Annotated in this window: 18 protein-coding genes and 1 riboswitch; of the genes, 9 read left to right on the forward strand and 9 right to left on the reverse strand. The window is 70.7% G+C overall.

What is annotated here, in order from left to right; all coding sequences use genetic code 11:
• Position 1: 1 nt before the first annotated feature.
• The 3 genes from amrS to WA640_RS25205 form a co-directional block, all read right to left on the reverse strand.
• Positions 2 to 1,132: an AmmeMemoRadiSam system radical SAM enzyme gene (gene amrS / locus WA640_RS25195; RefSeq protein ID WP_106363169.1), complete on the reverse strand. Its 1,131-nt coding sequence runs from the start codon at positions 1,130 to 1,132 to the stop codon at positions 2 to 4.
• A gap of 92 nt (positions 1,133 to 1,224) precedes the next feature.
• Positions 1,225 to 2,319 carry an ABC transporter ATP-binding protein gene (locus WA640_RS25200; RefSeq protein ID WP_106363434.1) on the reverse strand — a complete coding sequence of 365 codons (1,095 nt, stop codon included), beginning with the start codon at positions 2,317 to 2,319 and terminating at the stop codon, positions 1,225 to 1,227.
• Between the two features lie 227 nt (positions 2,320 to 2,546).
• Complete coding sequence (locus WA640_RS25205) at positions 2,547 to 3,293, reverse strand: hypothetical protein (protein ID WP_335991536.1); 747 nt, start codon at positions 3,291 to 3,293, stop codon at positions 2,547 to 2,549.
• Positions 3,294 to 3,340: 47 nt separating this feature from the next.
• On the opposite strand from WA640_RS25205, the gene WA640_RS25210 reads away from it, so the two are divergent.
• From WA640_RS25210 to WA640_RS25220, 3 genes are all read left to right on the forward strand, one after another.
• Positions 3,341 to 4,519 carry a UDP-N-acetylmuramate dehydrogenase gene (locus WA640_RS25210; RefSeq protein ID WP_335991537.1) on the forward strand — a complete coding sequence of 393 codons (1,179 nt, stop codon included), beginning with the start codon at positions 3,341 to 3,343 and terminating at the stop codon, positions 4,517 to 4,519.
• 97 nt (positions 4,520 to 4,616) lie between these two features.
• Positions 4,617 to 4,856, forward strand: a complete 240-nt coding sequence (locus WA640_RS25215) for a type II toxin-antitoxin system VapB family antitoxin (RefSeq protein WP_335991539.1) — start codon at positions 4,617 to 4,619, stop codon at positions 4,854 to 4,856.
• Positions 4,853 to 5,284, forward strand: a complete 432-nt coding sequence (locus WA640_RS25220; RefSeq protein WP_335991540.1) for a PIN domain-containing protein — start codon at positions 4,853 to 4,855, stop codon at positions 5,282 to 5,284. Before WA640_RS25215 ends, WA640_RS25220 begins: the two co-directional genes overlap by 4 nt.
• Here the strand turns inward: WA640_RS25220 and hemB are convergent.
• The 6 genes from hemB to WA640_RS25250 form a co-directional block, all read right to left on the reverse strand.
• Positions 5,281 to 6,267, reverse strand: coding sequence for a porphobilinogen synthase (hemB, locus tag WA640_RS25225; RefSeq protein ID WP_335991542.1), 987 nt, complete (start codon positions 6,265 to 6,267; stop codon positions 5,281 to 5,283). The genes WA640_RS25220 and hemB overlap by 4 nt on opposite strands.
• A 32-nt stretch (positions 6,268 to 6,299) precedes the next feature.
• Positions 6,300 to 7,880 (reverse strand): uroporphyrinogen-III synthase, encoded by a 1,581-nt coding sequence (locus WA640_RS25230; RefSeq protein WP_106363163.1) that lies wholly within the window; start codon positions 7,878 to 7,880, stop codon positions 6,300 to 6,302.
• A 32-nt stretch (positions 7,881 to 7,912) separates the two neighbouring features.
• Positions 7,913 to 8,845: a hydroxymethylbilane synthase gene (hemC, locus tag WA640_RS25235; RefSeq protein WP_106363162.1), complete on the reverse strand. Its 933-nt coding sequence runs from the start codon at positions 8,843 to 8,845 to the stop codon at positions 7,913 to 7,915.
• Between the two features lie 16 nt (positions 8,846 to 8,861).
• Positions 8,862 to 10,271 carry a glutamyl-tRNA reductase gene (locus WA640_RS25240; protein WP_335991544.1) on the reverse strand — a complete coding sequence of 470 codons (1,410 nt, stop codon included), beginning with the start codon at positions 10,269 to 10,271 and terminating at the stop codon, positions 8,862 to 8,864.
• Between the two features lie 16 nt (positions 10,272 to 10,287).
• A complete protein-coding gene (locus WA640_RS25245) occupies positions 10,288 to 10,992 on the reverse strand; it encodes a redox-sensing transcriptional repressor Rex (protein WP_335991545.1) in 705 nt (234 codons plus the stop codon).
• 268 nt (positions 10,993 to 11,260) lie between these two features.
• The gene (locus WA640_RS25250) at positions 11,261 to 11,506 is read right to left on the reverse strand and encodes a glutaredoxin family protein (RefSeq protein ID WP_335991546.1); all 246 of its coding nucleotides are present in this window, start codon (positions 11,504 to 11,506) and stop codon (positions 11,261 to 11,263) included.
• 387 nt (positions 11,507 to 11,893) lie between these two features.
• Between WA640_RS25250 and WA640_RS25255 the strand changes: the two genes are divergently transcribed.
• From WA640_RS25255 to thrC, 6 genes are all read left to right on the forward strand, one after another.
• On the forward strand, positions 11,894 to 12,688 hold the full coding sequence (locus tag WA640_RS25255; protein ID WP_335991549.1) for a sigma-70 family RNA polymerase sigma factor: 795 nt from the start codon (positions 11,894 to 11,896) through the stop codon (positions 12,686 to 12,688).
• A 310-nt stretch (positions 12,689 to 12,998) separates the two neighbouring features.
• Entirely contained in the window at positions 12,999 to 14,147 is a 1,149-nt protein-coding gene (locus tag WA640_RS25260; RefSeq protein WP_335991551.1) for a DUF5667 domain-containing protein, read from the forward strand.
• A 283-nt stretch (positions 14,148 to 14,430) separates the two neighbouring features.
• Positions 14,431 to 15,336, forward strand: a complete 906-nt coding sequence (locus WA640_RS25265) for an HAD family hydrolase (protein WP_219926612.1) — start codon at positions 14,431 to 14,433, stop codon at positions 15,334 to 15,336.
• 8 nt (positions 15,337 to 15,344) lie between these two features.
• The gene (locus WA640_RS25270; RefSeq protein ID WP_335991554.1) at positions 15,345 to 16,430 is read left to right on the forward strand and encodes a hypothetical protein; all 1,086 of its coding nucleotides are present in this window, start codon (positions 15,345 to 15,347) and stop codon (positions 16,428 to 16,430) included.
• A gap of 89 nt (positions 16,431 to 16,519) precedes the next feature.
• Positions 16,520 to 17,317 carry a dihydropteroate synthase gene (gene folP / locus WA640_RS25275; protein WP_442904829.1) on the forward strand — a complete coding sequence of 266 codons (798 nt, stop codon included), beginning with the start codon at positions 16,520 to 16,522 and terminating at the stop codon, positions 17,315 to 17,317.
• Between the two features lie 78 nt (positions 17,318 to 17,395).
• A riboswitch (SAM riboswitch) is annotated at positions 17,396 to 17,514 on the forward strand.
• Positions 17,515 to 17,528: 14 nt separating this feature from the next.
• Positions 17,529 to 18,806, forward strand: a complete 1,278-nt coding sequence (gene thrC, locus WA640_RS25280; RefSeq protein ID WP_335991558.1) for a threonine synthase — start codon at positions 17,529 to 17,531, stop codon at positions 18,804 to 18,806.
• Positions 18,807 to 19,014 lie beyond the last annotated feature (208 nt).

Here is a 19,014-nt window from a genome sequence, read left to right on the forward strand (position 1 = left end):
GTTATCGCTGACTGACTGACGGTGCGGCGATGCGGATCGGTTGCCGCTTGGGACCCCAGTCTCCCGCCGGTCCCTCGAAGATGCCGGGAACGCGCGCCCCGCAACGTACGCACTGTCCGCTATCCGACACTGCATACCGGTCAATCCGGTACCAATCACGCACTATGAGGGCTTCGCCACAGTCGGTGCAGACGGTGGTCTGCCCTTCCGGGTCGTGCACGTTGCCGGTGTACACGTACCGCAGGCCCGCGTCGAGCGCGATCCGGCGCGCGCGCCGGAGGGTCGCGGGGGGCGTGGGCGGCACGTCCCGCATCTTGAAGTCCGGGTGGAAGGCCGTGAAGTGCAGGGGCACTTCGGGGCCCAGGTGCTCGGCGATCCACGCCGACTCGGCCGCGATCTCCGCGTCCGAGTCGTTGTGGCCCGGGATCAGCAGCGTCGTGATCTCGGTCCACACGTCGGTCTCGTGCACCAGGTATTCGAGTGTGTCCAGGACCGTCCTCAGTGAGGCGAAGGCGATCCGCTTGTAGAAGTCCTCGGTGAAGGCCTTCAGGTCGATGTTGGCGGCGTCCATATGGGAGTACAGCTCCCGGCGGGCCGGGGCGTTGATGTACCCGGCGGACACCGCGATCGCCTTGAGCCCCGCGTCGCGGGCGGCGTCGGCGCAGTCGGCCGCGTACTCCAGGAACACCGTCGGGTCATTGTAGGTGAACGCTATGGAGTTGCACCCCAGGCGTTTCGCGGTGGCGGCGAGCGTCACGGCATCCGCTTGCGAGGAGAGGGTGTCGATCTCACGCGATTTGGAGATGTCCCAGTTCTGGCAGAACCGGCACGCGAGGTTGCACCCGGCCGTGCCGAAGGAGAGCACCGGCGTGCCGGGCAGGAAGTGGTTCAGCGGCTTCTTCTCGACGGGGTCGATGCAGAACCCCGAGGAGCGGCCGTAGGAGGTGAGGACGATCTGGTCGCCCATGCGGGCCCGCACGAAGCACAGGCCGCGCTGGCCTTCGCGCAGGCGGCAGGCCCGCGGGCAGACCGTGCATTCGATGCGGCCGTCGTCCAGGGCGCGGTGGAACCCGGTGCCGACGGTGAACGCGTCGGCGCCTTCCACTCTCGGCCTGGGGGTGAGGGCGGCCATGCCCCAACCGTAGCTCTCTGTGAGTTGCCTTCGCGTTACGGGCAGCGAAAAAGGGCCGCGCAGCCAGTGCGCGGCCCCCTGTTCGTACGGCCTTAGTTCAGGCGCTCGCCGGTGGCGGCGTGGAAGACGTGCTCGTGGCCCGGCTCGGGCACCACGTACACGGTCTCGGCCAGGCGCGGGACGTTGACCGACTCGGTGCGGACGACGAACCGCTCCGAGGAGCCGTTGTAGGCGGCGTGGCCGTAGACGTACGCCTCGGAGCCGAGCTCCTCGACGAGGTCGACCTCGATCGGGATGCCGCCGGAGGACTCCGTGCCGAGCTTGCAGTGCTCGGGGCGGATGCCGACGGTGACCTGCTGGTCGCCGCCCTCGGCGGACGCGGCGTCGCGGACCTCGCGCGCGAGCGGGAGGGTCACGTCGCCGAACAGGGCGCCGGCCTCGGTCAGGGACACGGTCTTGAGGTTCATCGCCGGGGAGCCGATGAAGCCCGCGACGAAGGTGTTGCCGGGCTTCTCGTACAGGGTGCGCGGGGTGTCGCACTGCTGGAGGAGGCCGTCCTTCATGACCGCGATCCGGTGGCCCATGGTCATGGCCTCGATCTGGTCGTGGGTGACGTACACGGTCGTGATGCCCAGGCGCTTCTGGAGCGAGGCGATCTGCGAACGGGTCTGCACGCGGAGCTTCGCGTCCAGGTTCGAGAGCGGCTCGTCCATGAGGAACACCTGCGGCTCGCGCACGATCGCGCGGCCCATGGCGACGCGCTGGCGCTGGCCGCCGGAGAGGGCCTTCGGCTTGCGGCCGAGGTAGTCGGTGAGGTCGAGGAGCTTCGCGGCCTCTTCCACGCGCTGCTTGATCTCGGCCTTCGGCATGCGGCGCAGCTTGAGCGCGAACGCCATGTTGTCGAAGACGGACATGTGCGGGTAGAGCGCGTAGTTCTGGAAGACCATCGCGATGTCGCGGGACTTCGGGGGGAGGTTCGACACGTCGGTGTCGTTGATGAAGATCGAGCCCTCGTCGACCTCTTCGAGGCCGGCGAGCATCCGGAGGGAGGTGGACTTCCCGCAGCCCGAGGGGCCGACGAGGACGAGGAATTCGCCGTCCTGGATCTCGATGTTCAGCTTGTCCACCGCGGGCTTCTCGGTGCCCGGGTAGATGCGGGTGGCGCCCGCGTACGTCACTGTAGCCATGATGTTCCCTTTCACTGGCAGGCACGTGCCAGACGATCCGTGGTAAAAGGCGGTTGTCCGCCGCAGGACGGGAACACCAGGTCCCCGCGCTGGGACGCGCGCAGCGCGGTGCGAGCACCGCGGAGCGTGGTGTGAGCCTAGCCTCGGGTGAATGCCTTTGCCAAGTGGGCTCCGAACGTTTGTCCGGTTTATCGGCGGCCTTTACCGAACCGTTATCCGCTTCGCGCCTATTCCACGCGCAGCGCCTGGAGCAGCCGCTCGTCCCCCACGACGTCGCAGATCCCGAACGGCAGCCGCCCCCACAGCGCCAGCGCGATGTCGGAGGCCGACCCCGCGGCGCGGGCCTGGAGCTCGGTGCGCGCGTCGGGCTGGTCCAGCAGGGCGACCCGGCCTTCGCGCAGGCGCACGAACCACGTCGAGTCGGCGTCCTGCGCGAACAGCTGCACGAGCCCCGTCGCGTCGGGGTGGGCGCCGCGGCGGGCCCCCACGGGGATGAACGCCTCGAACGCCTCGGTCACGGCGTCGGCGGCGAGCGCGACCTGCACGGGCGCGGTCGCCCCGACGGCCATCTGGAGGTCCCAGCGGGCCAGCCCGGTGGCGACGGTGGCGCGCCGGTGCCAGAACTCGGCCCGCCACTCCACGGGCGCCCACGTCCACGCGGGCGACTCGGGGCCGCGGGCCTCGAACGCGTCGAGGACGGCGGCGAGGGACTGGTCGAACAGGTCGAGCACGGCTTTGCCGCTCGCCTCGGGCCGGGGCGGCTCCGCGACGTCGCGGTCCTCGGAGGGCGTCGCGAACAGGGCGTCCACGGTCCACCGGTACAGCCGCACCAGGTCCAGCAGGATCCCGGCCACTGTCGTGTCCGGCCGCGAGGGCGCCACGCGGTCGAGCACCCCGGGCTCGCAGACCGACCGCAGGCCCGCGGCCTCCGTCTTCAGTTCCGTGAGGTAGTCGGTGATGCGCAGCTTAGCCATGGTGACCGCCGTTCCTCGTAGCCTGCGAAAAGTCTAGGCTTTCGGGCGTGACACACGCCAGTCCAACGCCTCACGCCGCCGACCGGAATCTCCTCAGCGCGTACACGACCCTGCGCCTGGGCGGGCCCGCGAAGGAGCTCGTCGAGGTCGATTCGTCCGAGGAGGCGGTGGAGGTCCTGCGCGCGGCGCAGGGCCCGACACTGGTCCTCGCCGGGGGGAGCAACGTCGTCATCGGCGACGCGGGCTTCGACGGGACCGTGGTGCTCCTGCGCGGCGGCGGCGTCGAAGCGCTCGACGAGCGGACCGTGCGGGTCCAGGCGGGCCAGGTCTGGGACGACTTCGTAGCGTGGACCGTGGTCAACGAACGCTCCGGCGTGGAATGCCTCAGCGGCATCCCCGGCTCGGTCGGAGCGACCCCGATCCAGAACGTCGGCGCCTACGGCCAGGAGGTCGCCCAGACCATCGAGTCGGTCCGCGTCTGGGACCGCGAGAAGGACGAGGTCCGCGACTGGACCCCCGCCGAATGCGGCTTCGCGTACCGGCACAGCGTGTTCAAGCACTCCGACCGGTACCTGGTGCTGAGTGTGGACTTCGCGCTGGAGGCGTCGGCGCTGTCGCAGCCGATCGCCTACGCCGAGCTCGCGAAGCGCCTCGGCGTCGACATCGGCGGCCGCGCGCCCCTCGCCGAGACCCGCGCGGCCGTCATCGAGCTGCGCCGGGGCAAGGGCATGGTCCTCGACGAGGCCGACCACGACACCTGGAGCGCGGGCTCGTTCTTCACCAACCCGATCGTCGGCGCGCACGTCCTCCACGACATCGCCGAGAAGGCCGGAGGCGAACCCCCGCACTGGAAGACCGACGACGGCCAGGTGAAGATCTCCGCCGCCTGGCTCATCGGCGCCGCCGGTTTCGAAAAGGGCTACGGCCACGGAAACGTCAGCCTCTCAACGAAACACACCCTCGCCCTGACCAACCGAGGCGGCGCCACGACAGCAGAACTCCTCGCCCTCTCCTCCGAGGTAGCCGACAAGGTCGAGACTGACTTCGGTATCCGCCTCCACCCCGAACCGGTCATGGTGAACGCCGAACGCTCGGCGAAACGCACAGGTCCCACGACCGACGAGATCGTGGCCGCCATTCACGAAGCCCGCGAAGAACGCATGCGCTCAATCGAGGAAGCGCTGGGATGGTCCGACGACTCTCGACGGCACGACCCGAATGCTTAGGCAGGGCGAGACACGCCGAGGGCTCCTTTCGTTCGCCGAATCCCGCTAACTTGGATATACTCTGACCTACATGCGATATCAAAGTGTGGAGGCGGTCATGACCAAGACTCTCGTAGACGTGGACGATGAGCTGCTGGCCGATGTGATGGCCCAGAGCGGCGCGAGGACCAAGAAGCAGGCCATCAACGAAGCACTTGAGTACTACCGCGAGGCGCAGCGTACCGGCCCTCAGACCGCTTGGAAGAACCTGCGTCGCATGGCGGCCGATGGCACCCTCAACCTGGACGAAGTCGAGAGGCTCAGCAACGCCCACAAGGACGACCGTTCCAGCGAATGATCGACTACCTCATCGACACCAGTGCACTCATCCGAATCATCCGCGGACAGGCCGACCCGGCTTGGATCCGGTATGCAGACGAAGGCCGGTTCGCGATCTGCGAGCCAGTGATCTTCGAGTTCGTGCATGGTTCGGGGGCACGAGAAGCCCAGGCGATCGAAGCCGAACTGCTGGCGGGTCACGAATGGATACCGTTGCCGAACAAGGTCGGCTCTTACATGCGCGACTTGCGCCGCGACCTCACCAGCCGCAGCATGCACACCATGTTCAGCCTTCCCGACTACCTCATCGCGGCTACCGCGATGCAGTTGGGTTTGACCGTGCTGCATGAGGACAAGGACTTCACTGCCGCCGCCCGGTACCACCCGTCGCTCCTGGAACAGCGCATCAGCAAGACTCTGCCCAGGCCGCCAAGAGCTGAGGGCTAGCGAAGGAGGGCCGCCGCTTCCAGGGCCGTGTAGGTGGCGATGATCTTTGCTCCGGCTCGTTTGATCGAGGTGAGGGACTCCAGGATGGCGGCGTCTCGATCGATCCAGCCGCGTTCGGCGGCGGCCACGAGCTGGGCGTATTCGCCGGAGATGTGGTAGGCCGCAACGGGAACGGGAGAGCGTTCGGCGGCGGCGCGGACCACGTCGAGGTACGGGAGGGCGGGCTTGACCATGACGATGTCGGCGCCCTGCTCGATGTCGAGGTCGATCTCCAGGAGCGCTTCGGTGGCGTTCGCGGTGTCCTGCTGGTAGGTGCGGCGGTCGCCCTGGAGCTGCGACTCGACGGCCTCGCGGAACGGCCCGTAGAAGGCGCTGGCGTACTTGGCGGCGTAGGCGAGGACGCCCGTGTCGGTGTGCCCGGCCTCGTCGAGGGCCGAGCGCACGAAGCCGACCTGGCCGTCCATCATGCCGGAGGCGCCGAGGAGGTCGGCGCCGGATTCGGCGAGGGCGAGGCCCATCTCGGCGTAGCGGTCGAGGGTGGCGTCGTTGTCGACCGAGCCGTCCTCGCGCAGGACGCCGCAGTGGCCGTGGTCGGTGAACTCGTCGAGGCACAGGTCCGGGATGACGACGAGGTCGTCGCCGATCTCCTCGCGGATCGCGCGCGTGGTGCGGTTGAGGATGCCGTCGGGGTCGGTCGCGGCGGAGCCGACGGCGTCGCGCACGGCGGGGACGCCGAAGGGCATGAGCCCGCCGAGCCCGGCGCGCGCGGCCTCGACCACGAGCTTGCGCACGGAGTCGACGGTGTGCTGGTAGACGCCCGGCATCGTCGCGATCTCGACCGGCTCGTGCAGGCCCTCCTTGACGAATACGGGCAGGACGAGGTCGCTCGGATGGACGCGGGTCTCGGCGACGAGACGGCGAAGGGCCGCAGTGCGGCGCAGCCTCCGGGGCCGGATGACGGGGTATTCGGAGCTGTGCGGCACTGCGGCCACTTCCCTTCTTGCGTAACAACTCTCTAGCGGAACCTCAGGGCCGTGGGGCCCTGGACCTTCTGGCCGCGGCGGGTCTTGATCGGGCCCTCGGCCAGGCGCTGCTTGAGCTCCGTGGCGTACTCGGCGAGCGCCTCGATGAGGTCGGGCACCGAGGCGTTCTCGGGCTTGGCGTCCACGCGCAGGCCGAACTCGGTCGCGGTGTCCGCGGTGGCCGGGCCGATGCACGCGACGACGGTGCGCTGGTGCGGCTTCCCGGCGATGCCCACCAGGTTGCGGACCGTGGAGGACGAGGTGAACAGGACCGCGTCGAAGCCGCCGGACTTGATGGCGTCGCGGATGTCCGCGGCGGGCGGCGAGGCGCGCACGGTGCGGTAGGCGGTCACGTCGTCGACCTCCCAGCCGCGCTCCGAGAGGCCCTGGACGAGCGTCTCGGTGGCGATGTCGGCGCGGGGCAGGAGCACCCGGCCGACCATGTCGAGGATCGGGTCGTGCGGCGGGAAGACCTCCAGGAGGCCCTCCGAGGACTGCTGCCCGGTCGGCAGGAGCTCGGGCTCGATGCCGAACTCGCGCACCGCGTTCGCGGTGGCCTCGCCGATGCAGGCGATGCGCAGGCCGCCGAAGGCGCGGGCGTCGAGGCCGTGCTCCTTGAACTTCTCCCAGATGGCCTTCACGGAGTTCTGGCTGGTGAAGACGATCCACGCGTAGCGGCCGTCGACGAGGCCCTTGATGGCCCGCTCCATCTGGGCGGGCGTGCGCGGCGGCTCGACGGCGATGGTCGGGACCTCGCACGGGATGGCGCCGTAGGCGCGCAGGCGCTCGGACATGACGCCGGCCTGCTCCTTGGTGCGCGGGATGAGGACCTTCCAGCCGTACAGCGGGCGCCCCTCCCACCATGCGAGCTCGTGGCGGTCGTCGACGCCGGGGCCGATGGTGAGCACGACCTGCCCGGCGTAGCCGAGCGCGGCCTCCACGAACGTGTCCACAGAGGAGGTGGTGGTGTACTCGGTCTCGCCGGTCGCGTCGCCGGTGACGGCCACGGCGGTCTCGCCGGAGACGCCGCCTGCGAGGAGGATGTCCCGCAGGGAGGAGAGGTCGGAGACGTCGGCGGTGACGGTGAGCGAGCCGCGCTTGATCGCGTCGGCGATGACGAGCGGCTCCACGGACGCGATGTCGTCGATGTCGATGACGGTGCGGATCTCCCCGGGGGGCATCCCCGCGTACACCGCGACGGCCTGCGCGTGGCTCATGCCCGGGATGACCTCGAAGCGGGCCTGCTCGGCCGAGGCGGCCTTGATCTCGGCCTTGGCGAGGCGGTTCGGGTAGGCGTCGCCGACGATGAGGCGGGCGATGTTCTCGCCCTCGCGCGCGGCGGCGGCCATGAGCTTGCCCTGGTCGGACGGGGAGGACTCGATCAGCTTGAGCTTCGCGTCGTCGCCGTTGATCTCCTTCGCGGCCTCCACGAGCGACTGCGGCAGCGACCGGTCGTAGTAGACGCGGTCGGCCTCGCGGATCGCGTCGAGGGCGCGCTTGGTCAGCAGTCCCGGGTCGCCTGGGCCGGTCCCGACGAAACGCACGCGGCCCACCGGCTTACGGGCACTGGTCATGTTCTCTCCATCAGCAATCGTCTGAGATACGTCTACTTCAACAGTTGTGCGGCACCCGCGTCGAGCAGTTCCTCGGCGAGCCGCCTGCCCGCGGCCGCGGCCTGCTCGGCCAGCTCCGGGCCGCCGTTGTCGGCGAGCGCGGCGGTGGTCGAGAGCCGTTCGATGACGGAGCCGTCCACGGCGCCGACGGCGCCTCGCAGATACAGGTCGACTTCGCCGGGATCGGCGCCTTCGGCGACGTCGGCGAGTGAGGCGACGGGAGCGCTGCATCCGGCTTCGAGCCGTTGCAGCAGCGCGCGCTCGGCGGCGACGGCGGCCTGGGAGTACCGGTCGTTGAGCTTAGCCGAGATCAGCGCAGATGTCATGTCGGCTTTGCGGCATTCGACCGCCAACGCCCCTTGTGCCGGAGCGGGAAGCATCACCAACGGGTCCAGGTACTCCGTCACTTCCGCCTGGCGGCCGACCCGCTTGAGGCCGGCGGCCGCGAGGATCACTCCGTCGAGGTCTTTGCCGACGCGGCCGATGCGGGTGTCGACGTTCCCGCGGATGGGCACGCACTCGAAGCCGCGCCCCAGGGCGTTCAGCTGGGCGATGCGCCGGGGCGACCCGGTGCCGATCCGGGCGCCGGGGCCCAGGTCGGCGAGGGTGCGGCCGTCCGCGGCGACGAGCACGTCGCGCGGGTCCTCGCGCGGCGGGACGCCGATGACGAGGTGCTCGGGCTGGGCCGTGGGCAGGTCCTTGTACGAGTGGACCGCGATGTCGATCTCCTCGCGCTCCAGGGCCTCGCGGAGCTGGTTGACGAAGACGCCGACCCCGAGCTCCGCGACGGGGACCGTGGTCCCGTCCCCTGTGGTCTTGATCTCCACGAGTTCGACGTGCTCGCCAGTCAGGCGGCCGATCGCGTCCGCGACCATGCCGCTCTGCGCGAGAGCGAGCTTCGATCCCCTGGTCCCGACTCGGATCACGGGCGTGCTTCCCTTCTCAAGACTGCTGCGTCGCAGCCGTTCCGGTTTCGGACGGGGCGGAGGGGATCGTCCCGAGGGCGTCGGCCACGGGGGCCGTCGCGGGGCTGATCTTCAGGGCCTCGACGAGGTGGTCGCCTTCGGCGGCGGTGAGGACGGCCGCGTCGAGGGCGAAGAGGTCGCGCAGGGCGCGCGCGTAGTCGGGGGCGCCGGGCTGCCCGGCGAGCTCGCGCACACGCACGGTGGGCTCGTGGAGGAGCCGCTGCACGACGCGGTGGACGGTGCGGGCGACCTCGGCGCGCTGGTCGTCGGTGAAGTCGCCGCGGCGGGCCACGCGGGCCAGCTCGGCGTCGACGATGTCGGCGGCCGCGGAGCGCAGGGCGGCGACGGTGGGGGTGACGGCGTCGGCGCGCAGGCTCTCGTTGAACGCGGCGATCTCCTCGGCGAGGAGCCGCTCCACTTCGGCGAGGGTGTCGGCGGCGGCGCCCGCGGCGTCGGCCTTCTGGATCTCGGCGATGTCGACCACGGTGACGCCGGGCAGGAGCGCGACCTCCTCGGCGACGTCCTTGGGCAGGGCCAGGTCGCAGACGACGAGCGGGCGGGTGCGCCCGGCGAGGTCGGCGGCGCGCAGCACCGGCTCGGGCGAGGACGTGGCGCACACGAGCAGGTCGACCCCGGCGGCGAGGCCGGCGAGGTCGGCGTAGTCGGCGGGCGCGGCGTCCCAGACCTCGGCGAGGCGCTCGGCCTTGGCGCGGTCGCGGTTGGCGACGGCGAGGGACTTGACGCCCGAGCGCGCGAGGGTCGCGGTGGCGAGCGAGCCCATGGACCCGGCGCCGACGACGGCGGCGCGGGTCTCGGTGAGGCCGTTGGCGAACCCGGCCTCGGCGAGCGCGCGCTCGGCGAGGTCGAGGGCGGCGGTGACGATGGAGGGCGCGGCGGCGTCCACGTCGGTCTCGGCGTGGATGCGCTTCCCGACGCGCAGGGCCTGCTGGAACAGCTCGTGCAGGTGGCGGCCGACCTGGTCGGCCTCGCGGGCGGTGTCGTAGGCGTCGCGGAGCTGGCCGAGGATCTGCGGCTCGCCCGCGACCATGGAGTCGAGCCCGGCGGCGACGCGGAAGGCGTGGGCGACGGCGTCGGCGCCGTGGCGCACATACCCGCAGGAGGCGAAGTCGAGGTCGGCCTGGAGCTCGGTGAGGCCCCAGATGCGGTGGAGCTCGTCGACGATCGCGGAGAGCCCGCCGTGGAAGGAGGCGGCGACGGCGTAGACCTCGACCCGGTTGCACGTGGAGAGGACGACCGCCTCGCGGACCTCGCCGCCGCGCAGGAGGGCGCGCGCGAGGTCGGCGGCGGCCTCGGGGCCGACCGCGAGCCGTTCCAGGGTCTCGACCGCTGCGCTGCGGTGCGAGATGCCGACAACCAGGAGGTTCACTGCACCGTTCCCGTCTCTAGACGTCTGTTTCCGGCCTGCTGAGCGTCTTGTGGTGTTCGTGGAATGAGAGGATCTGGAGCTCGACGGCCAGGTCGACCTTGCGGACCGCCACTCCCTGGGGGACGGCGAGGACGCACGGCGCGAAGTTGAGAATGCTTGTGACACCAGCATCTACGAGGAGGTCGGCCACGTGTTGGGCGGCCGCGCCCGGTGTGGCGATCACCCCTATGTTGATGCCTTCGTCACGCACGGCCCGGGCGAGGAGCGCCACGTCGCGCACCTGGAGGCCGTCGAGGTCCTTGCCAATGATGCCCGCGTCGGCGTCGAAGAGGCCAACGATGTCGAACCCGCGTTCGGAGAATCCGGGGTAGCGGGCGAGCGCCTGCCCCAGGTGCCCTAGGCCGATGATGGCGACCCGGGAGTCCTTCGTGAGTCCGAGCACACCGGCGATGTGGGTGGCGAGGTTGGCGACGGAGTAGCCGATGCCGCGCATCCCGGACGCGCCGAGCTGGGACAGGTCCTTGCGGAGCATCGCGGAGTTGACGCCCGTGGCGGCCGCGAGGGTCTCGGAGGAGACGGTGTCGACTCCGGACTCGGAGAGCGTGCCGAGGGCGCGGAGGTATTCGGGCAGGCGCCTGACGGTGGCGGCGGGCAGGTCGGCCGCCGCCGCAGGCGGGACCGCGGCGGCCCGCTGGCCTGTGCCTTCACCGGTGGTCGTCAATGCTGGAGCTCCAGGTCCGATCCGCGCCGCCGTTCACCGGCGCGCCACTCAGCTTAAGAAGTGGATGTCGCGGGGAATACGGAGGGGTGAACGGACTCGGCGGCTCGCGGTCGCCTGCGCGGTACACCCCCGTATCACCGGGCGAGGCCCGGCTGTACCGAAATTGCAGACGTCCCGGCGAGCCGCCGTCTGCCAGAATTTTGCCCTAAAAGACCGTTGTGTATTGGTATTTCAGATATTCATCGGTGTGTCGCTTCGCGGTGTCGCCTCAGGCCGGAGGGACTTGGAGGTCCTTGAGCAGGCGCGGGACGTCGACGTCCCAGTAGCCGTGCTCCTTCCCGTCGAGCAGCAGCACGGGGAGGCGGTCGCCGTAGTCGCGCGCCAACTTAGCGTCGTCGGCGACGTCGACCTCCGTCCACGGCTCGCCCGTCTCCGCCGTCACCCGGTCGAGCGCCTCGCGCGCCGCACCGCAGAGATGGCACTCCCTTGTAGTCAGCAGCGTCAGCCTGTTCACCCTGCTCCCTCCGTCATTCCAAGAAGTCGGGCCGGATCGCACAGCTTGTGCGACACCCTCCGTCATTCCTCGCTCACTATTGAGGCACAACCGGTCCGCGGCCGCGGACCACCGAACGTTTGGGGAGGTAATGGTGGGATTCCGCCCCCGCAACGAAGGGTACGCCGGCGCATCGGGCGCGCGCCGACATCGACCCCCGCACACCCGTCACCGAGCGCGACACGCCGATCGCAAATACGCGTCGCCGACCCCGCGGATTTCTAGACTCAGGCGGGTCAGTCCCTGCGGGATCCGTTCGCTCGACTCGGCCCGACGACCCCTCACACGAGGAGGCCACTAGTGCCCGGTATTGCACCGACCTTGGCTGTGGCAAGCCACGACTCGGCAGTGCTCACAGCAGACATCGCCCCCTTCTTCAACCCCGGATCGCTCGGCTCGCTGCTCGCGCAGCACCCGGCCCCGACCTTCGCGCGCCTCAAGCAGGCCGTGTGGACGGTCCTCAGCCTGGACACCGGCACCGCCGAGCAGCACCAGGTGCGGCCCGGCCGCGGCACGGGCCCCGGCGCGGCCGGAGGCGCCGCGGAGCCGCGGGGCACCGACCACCACGAGGACCAGGTCGACGGCGACGAGGTCGCCGACCTCGTCGCGCGCGCCCAGGACGGCGACCCGGGGGCCTTCGGGGAGATCTACGACCGCTACAACGAGACGGTCTACAGGTACATCTACTTCCGCGTCAACAACGCCCAGCTCGCCGAGGACCTCGCGTCCGAGACGTTCCTGCGCGCGCTGCGGCGCATCTCCAGCTTCTCCTGGCAGGGCCGGGCGTTCGGCGCGTGGCTGGTGACCATCGCGCGGAACCTCGTGGTCGACCACTTCAAGTCCGGCCGGTACCGGCTGGAGATCGTCAAGCCCGACGTCCTCGGCGCCGACGAGAAGGACTCCGACCCGAGCACCTCGCCCGAGACCGCCGCGCTGGAGAAGCTGACGAACGCGACCCTCCTCACGGCCGTCAAGAAGCTCAACCCCGACCAGCAGGAGTGCATCGTGCTCCGCTTCCTCCAGGGGTTCACCGTCGCCGAGACCGCCCGCACCATGGGCAAGAACGAGGGCGCGGTCAAAGCGCTCCAGTACCGTGCGGTGCGGACCCTCGCAAGGCTCCTCCCCGACGGCTTCCGAGGCTGAGAGGCCCTCCGATCCCCGCAACTCCCCTCCCGGCCGCATGCGTCGGGAACCCGACACCACCCGTTCCCAAGGGCCTCGGCCCCCTATCCCGTAATCGACGATCCGCCTCCTCACGGCGGACCGGAACTGCCAGGTCAGGGCCCTTTACCGGCCCGATACCGCCGCGAGACCCTTCCGCGACGAGGACGATGTGGTCCGAAACGCAAGGTTCGCGGCGAACCGTAACCTCAGGGGCTACTCGTGCGTTGTTCTCAGTACAGGAGCAGGATCCATGCAGTGAGAGGGGGTGTGCCCGGTGACATTGAACCCTATGGAGCGCCGACGCGCGGAGGAATTCGCGCGGCTGCTTGACTTCGAAGGACCCACCCTCCCTCACTCGCGCCGCAGCGCGGACGCATCGGGTGCGTCGGCAGAAGCACTCGCCGAACTCGTCGGCGTCACCGAACGGCTCGGCGGGCTGGGCGACCAGCTCGTCAACACCGCGCGACCGTCAAGGGACTGGCAGGACGCCACCCGCAGGCGGCTCATGGCCGTCGCCACCGAAGAGGGCATCGGCGTCACCGCCAGGCACCGCGCCAGCGCCGCCGTCCCCGAGACGAAGCGCGCGCCCGTCCTCGACGAGATGTTCCCGCGCCGCCCCCGCGGCGGCAGGCGCATCGCGATCGTCGCGGCGCTGCTCACCGGCACCGTCGCCATCTCCGGGGTCTCCGCGGCCTCCGGCGACGCCCTCCCCGGCGAGACGCTCTACAACGTCAAGCGGTCCACCGAGCGGGCGCAGCTGGCCCTCGCCGGCAACGACCTCGGCCGCGCGCAGCTCTACCTGGAGTTCGCGCGCACCCGCATCCAGGAGGCCCAGCTCGTCGCCGACGACGACGAGGCCGCGGCGGCCGCGCTCACCGACGCCACGTCGGAGCTGAAGAGCGCCAGCGCCCTCCTCGGCGAGCTCGCCGTCGCGAACGGCGACCCCGCGCCGCTCGACTACCTCGACCTGTTCGCCAACGAGCACCGCTGGGTCCTCGACGACCTCGTGGGCGACCTCGGCGGCGACGCCAGGGACGCGGGCGAGGAGCTCGCGTCGGTCCTGGAGGCCGCGGCCGTCAGGTCCGTCGAGCTGCGCGAGTCGCTCGACTGCACCAAGCCCGGCGCCGGCGCCGACGAGCTCGGCCCGATCCCCGGCGCGTGCGCGCAGAACAACGTCGACGCCACCGAGCCGGCGTCCCCCGGGGCGACCGGCGGCACCGGGGAGAGCGGCAGCGCCGAGCCCGAGGAGGGCGAGGCCACCGGGTCCGACGGCGGGGCGACCGCCGGGGCCGACTCGGACGAGCAGACCGACGCGCCCGCGTCCGATCCCGCGAGCGGCGGGGCCACCGGCCCCGCGTCCGACCCGACCACCGGGGCGGAAGAAGAGGACGACGTCCTCGGGGAGCTCACCGGGATCATCTCGGACCTGTTCGATTGATCACCCGCCGCGGGAACGCGGCGGGAAGGAAAAAGGTGCGGAGCAGGGCCGGGGAGCCGCGAGGCGACCCGGCCCTTCCGCGTCTCTGAGAAACGGCGCGAAAGCAGCCGGTGCGGTGCGGCGGCAAGCGTCCCCCGAGCGCACGGAGCGAAAGCCGCAATTGCGCCCACCCGTACCAGAGGCACGCGACCGGGGCCATACATGAACAAGGCCACACTGGAAATTCACCGGGCTCGCGTCCTCGCGTTACAGGCCGTCTGCCTTGGGCTTGTAGGCTTTCAGAGTGTCAGAGATCGAGGCTTCCTCCAGCGCCTCCGCCACACCCCGTTCCATGACCGTGCGGGGCGGCGGCGTCGCTCGCACCCAGTCCAACGCCCACTCCGTCGTCGTCGAGCCCGGTGCGCCCGGCGAGGACGAGCTCGCCCACATCCCCTCCGCGGCGTTCTTCGACGTCGACAACACCCTCATGCACGGCGCCTCCACGTACTACCTCGCCCGCGCGCTGGCCCGCCACGGCGTCCTCTCGGGGCGCGACATCCTCGGCTTCGCGTGGAAGCAGGCCCGCTTCAAGTTCCAGGGCGTCGAGCACCACGGGCACATCTCGCAGATCAAGTCGTCGGCGCTCGAACTCGTCGCCGGGTTCCCCGTGGACGAGATGCGCGCACTGTGCGAGGAGGTCGTGGACCGCGACATCTCCCCGCGCATCCTCGCGCCCGTGCGGCGCCTCGCCGAACGCCACCTCGAAGCCGAGCAGGAGGTCTGGCTCGTCACCGCCAGCCCCGTCGAGCTCGCCGGGGTGCTCGCCACGCGGCTGGGCCTGACCGGCGCGCTCGGGACGATCGCCGAGATCGAGAACGGCTGCTACACCGGCCGCCTCGTCGGCGACCTCATGCACGGCCCCGCGAAGGCCGAGGGCATCGCCCAGCTCGCGGCCGAGCGCGGCCTCGACCTGGCCATGTGCACCGCCTACTCCGACTCGGCGAACGACCTGCCGATGCTGCGGAAAGTCGGCCGCGCCATCGCCGTCAACCCGGACACGCGGCTCGCCCGCCAGGCCCGCCACCACGGCTGGCCGGTCCTTGACTACCGGCGCGGCCGCCGCGCCGCGAAGCTCGCGCTGCCCGCCGCCACGGCCGCGGGCGTCGGCGCGGGCCTGCTGTACCTGTACAAGTCCCGCGAACGCGACTAGGGGCGCGATTGGACGGCGCGCAGCGGTTCGCACTCGCCGGGACGGCGGTGCTCGCGCTCGCCTGGCTCGCGTGGCCCTCCCCCGACCGGCCCGAGGCCGCCTCCCTGCCCGCTCCCGTGCCGACGGTGTGGCAGACGTGGGACGCCGAGCCGGTCGACTGGCCCGGCACGACCGCTGACGGCCGGGCGTGGACCCCGCTGAAGGTCCTCGACGACGGCCAGGCGCTCGCCACTGACGGGGCCGGGAGCCTGCTCTATGTGGAGCTCACCGAGGACGGCGACGCGGTCGCGACGCCGCTGGCCGAGCCAGGGGCCGTCCCCGGGGTCGTGGCCGCGGCAGCCACCGACGAGCGGCTCGCGTGGATCACGTCGGTCCCGGACGCGCAGGGGCGCGTCGCCTCCGAGCTTTGGACCGCGCCGCGCGGCGAGGACGGGAAACCAGGCGAGGCCTCACTGCTGACGGCCGACACCGGGGACGTCATCGCCTCCGGTTCGGCCTACGACCTCCAGTTCGCGGCCGAAGGGCTCCACTGGCTCGCCACGGCCCGCTCCGAGACGCTCGTGACCGAGCACCGGTCGATCCCCGTCGAGGGCGGCGAGGTCGCGGTGACCGGCCACCTTGGCGCGTGGCAGGCGGCCGCGTGGCCGTGGCTCGCCAGTGCCGGGTCCGACTCGCTGGGCGGGGCGCAGCTGGTGCGCACCGACACCGGTGCGGGCGTGAAGGTCTTCTCCGGCGCGGAGGAGCTGACGCTGTGCTCGGCGACGTGGTGCCGGCTGATCGTGAACGCCGAGGACGGGGCGCGCACCGACCTCGTCCGTCCAGACGGGACCGGGAGGGTCACCGTCGCGGAGGGGTTCACCTCCGCGGTGTCCCCCGATGTGGGACTGATCGACCGGTTCGAGCCGCTCGCCGAACGGGCGGTCGCCGCGGGCGACGCGACGGAGATGACGCTGTTCGACCTCGAAGCGGGAGAGGCGTTCCTGGTCGCGTCCAGTGCGGGAGCGACAGGCGCCGATGCGCGGCGCCTGTGGTGGTCGACGGGCACGGGCGAGCTCCTGGTGTGGCACGTGCTCGACCTCACGGACCTGGCTTAATGCGAGGCGTTCCCGCGCCCGGCGCGGGTAACGTCGGTTCCGTGACCACACCGCACAGCGCCGGGACCGGGTCGGCCCGCCCGCAGATCATGGGGATCCTCAACATCACCCCCGACTCGTTCTCCGACGGCGGGCGCTACCTCGACTTCGGCGACGCGGTCGCGCACGGCGAGCAGATGGCGGCCGACGGCGCCGACCTCATCGACGTCGGCGGCGAGTCGACGCGGCCAGGCGCGGACCGGGTGGACGCGGCGACCGAGACCGCGCGGGTGGTCGACGTGATCGCGGCGCTCGCCGAACGGGGCCTTGCGGTCTCGATCGACACGACCCGCGCGGCGGTCGCGGCGGCGGCGATCGGGGCGGGCGCGAGCGTCGTCAACGACGTGTCAGGCGGGCTCGCGGACCCGGACATGGCGCGGGTCGTCGCGGACACGGGCGTGCGGTGGGTGCTCATGCACTGGCGCGGGCACTCGGCTGACATGCAGCAGCTCGCGAAGTACGAGAACGTGGTCGCGGACGTGAAGGCCGAGCTGGAGGACCGGGCCGAGGCGGCCCTGGACAACGGCGTGGAGCGGGACAAGCTGATCCTGGACCCGGGGCTCGGGTTCGCGAAGACCGCGGAGCACAACTGGAAGCTGTCGGCGCACCTGGACGAGTTCGTGGCGCTGGGGTACCCGGTGCTGTTCGGGTCGTCGCGGAAGTCGTACCTGGGGCGGCTCCTGGGCGACGAGAGCGGGAAGCCGCGGCCGGTGGGGCAGCGGGAGGCCGCGACGCTGGCGACGTCGGTGCTGGCGTTCGAGGCGGGCGCGTGGGGCGTGCGGGTCCACGACGTGGCCGGGACGGCGGACGCGCGCGCGGTGTGGGAGGCGACCCGGGCGGGCCGTTAGACGGCTCCGCGCGTCTCGTCTCGGAAGTTGGAACAAATGTTGCCGATTCCGGTGACACACCCGTAGCATTTCGCTCGTACTTCATCCAGAGCAGCCGAGGGGTCCGGCCCTGCGACGCTGCGGCAACCACCGGCACGCCTTCCACGGCGTTGCGGCAGGTGCCAAATCCGGCCCGCCACGAGCGGGAAAGATGAGGGAGGAGCCTTCTCGCATGTCTTCAGCTCACACAGCCAATGCACTCTTCGCCGACAGCCCCGCCAAGGGCCTGGTCTGCCGCAACTGCAACGCCACCTACGACCTGGTCGCCCAGCACGCCTGTTGGCAGTGTTTCGGGCCGCTCGAAGTGGACTACGACCTCGACGAGCTGGCGAAGGTGACGCGGGAGCAGATCGAGGCCGGCCCGCAGAACATCTGGCGGTACGCGCCGCTGCTGCCGGTCGGCGTCCACCCCGAGGACCGGGTGAGCCTGAACCCGGGCCTGACCCCGCTCATCGACGCGAAGCACCTGGCGAAGGCCCTCGGCATGAGGAAGCTGTGGGTCAAGGACGACAGCGCGAACCCGACCCACTCGTTCAAGGACCGGGTCGTGTCGACCGCGGTGTCGGCGGCCGTGAAGCTCGGGTTCAACCGGTTCGCGTGCGCGTCCACGGGGAACCTCGCGAACTCGGTGGCGGCGCACGCGGCGCGCGCGGGCGTCCCGTCGATCGTGTTCATCCCCTCGGACCTGGAGCCGGGGAAGGTCGTGCAGTCGGCGATCTACGGCGGCACGCTCGTGGCCGTGCAGGGCTCGTACGACGACGTGAACCGGCTGTGCTCGGAGCTGACCGAGACCGACGACTTCGAGTCGACGGCGTTCGTCAACGTGAACATCCGCCCGTACTACGCGGAGGGCTCGAAGACCCTCGGGTACGAGGTGGCCGAGCAGCTCGGGTGGCGGCTGCCGGAGCAGGTCGTGGTGCCGATGGCCTCGGGCGAGCTGCTGACCAAGATCCACAAGGCGTTCGAGGAGTCCGCGGAGATCGGCCTGACGGCCCCGGGGAAGGTCCGGGTGTTCGGGGCGCAGTCGGCCGGGTGCAGCCCGATCGCCGACGCGTTCAGCGCGGGCACCGACGTGATCACGCCCGTGAAGCCCACGGGGATCGCGAAGAGCCTCAACATCGGCGACCCGGCGGCCGGGCCGTACGCGATCGAGGCGTGCCGCTCGACGGGCGGCGGGATGGCGAAGGTCTCCGACGACGAGATCCGCGAAGGAGTGAAGCTTCTCGCCGCGACCACCGGCGTGTTCGCTGAAACGGCCGGCGGGGTCGTCGTCGCTACGCTCCGTAAGCTTCTGGAGGCGGGGAGCCTCGACCCGGAGGCCGAGACCGTCATCTACAACACCGGTGAGGGACTGAAGACACTGGACGCGGTGTCGTCCCTGGTGGGGCCGACGCATACCGTGAAGCCGTCGCTGAAAGCGGCGAAGGACGCGGGGATTCTAGTTTCCTGAATGGAGTGAGGAGTTCGGAATCCGTGCTCGTAAAACGCTTTCCGAACTCCTGAAATTATCACTCTCAGTGACCGATGTGAAGTGAAGTGTCGGGTACCCGACAAAAACAAGAGAAGTTCGGGTCTTGACCGTATTCACTGAATGAGCAAGAATTCTTCTTGCGGGAGGCCGCAGACGTCCTGTCGCCACTCACCCGGTTGACTGCGAG

Origin of the sequence: Glycomyces sp. MUSA5-2, assembly GCF_037034145.1 — a bacterium.
GTDB lineage: Bacteria > Actinomycetota > Actinomycetes > Mycobacteriales > Micromonosporaceae > Glycomyces > Glycomyces artemisiae.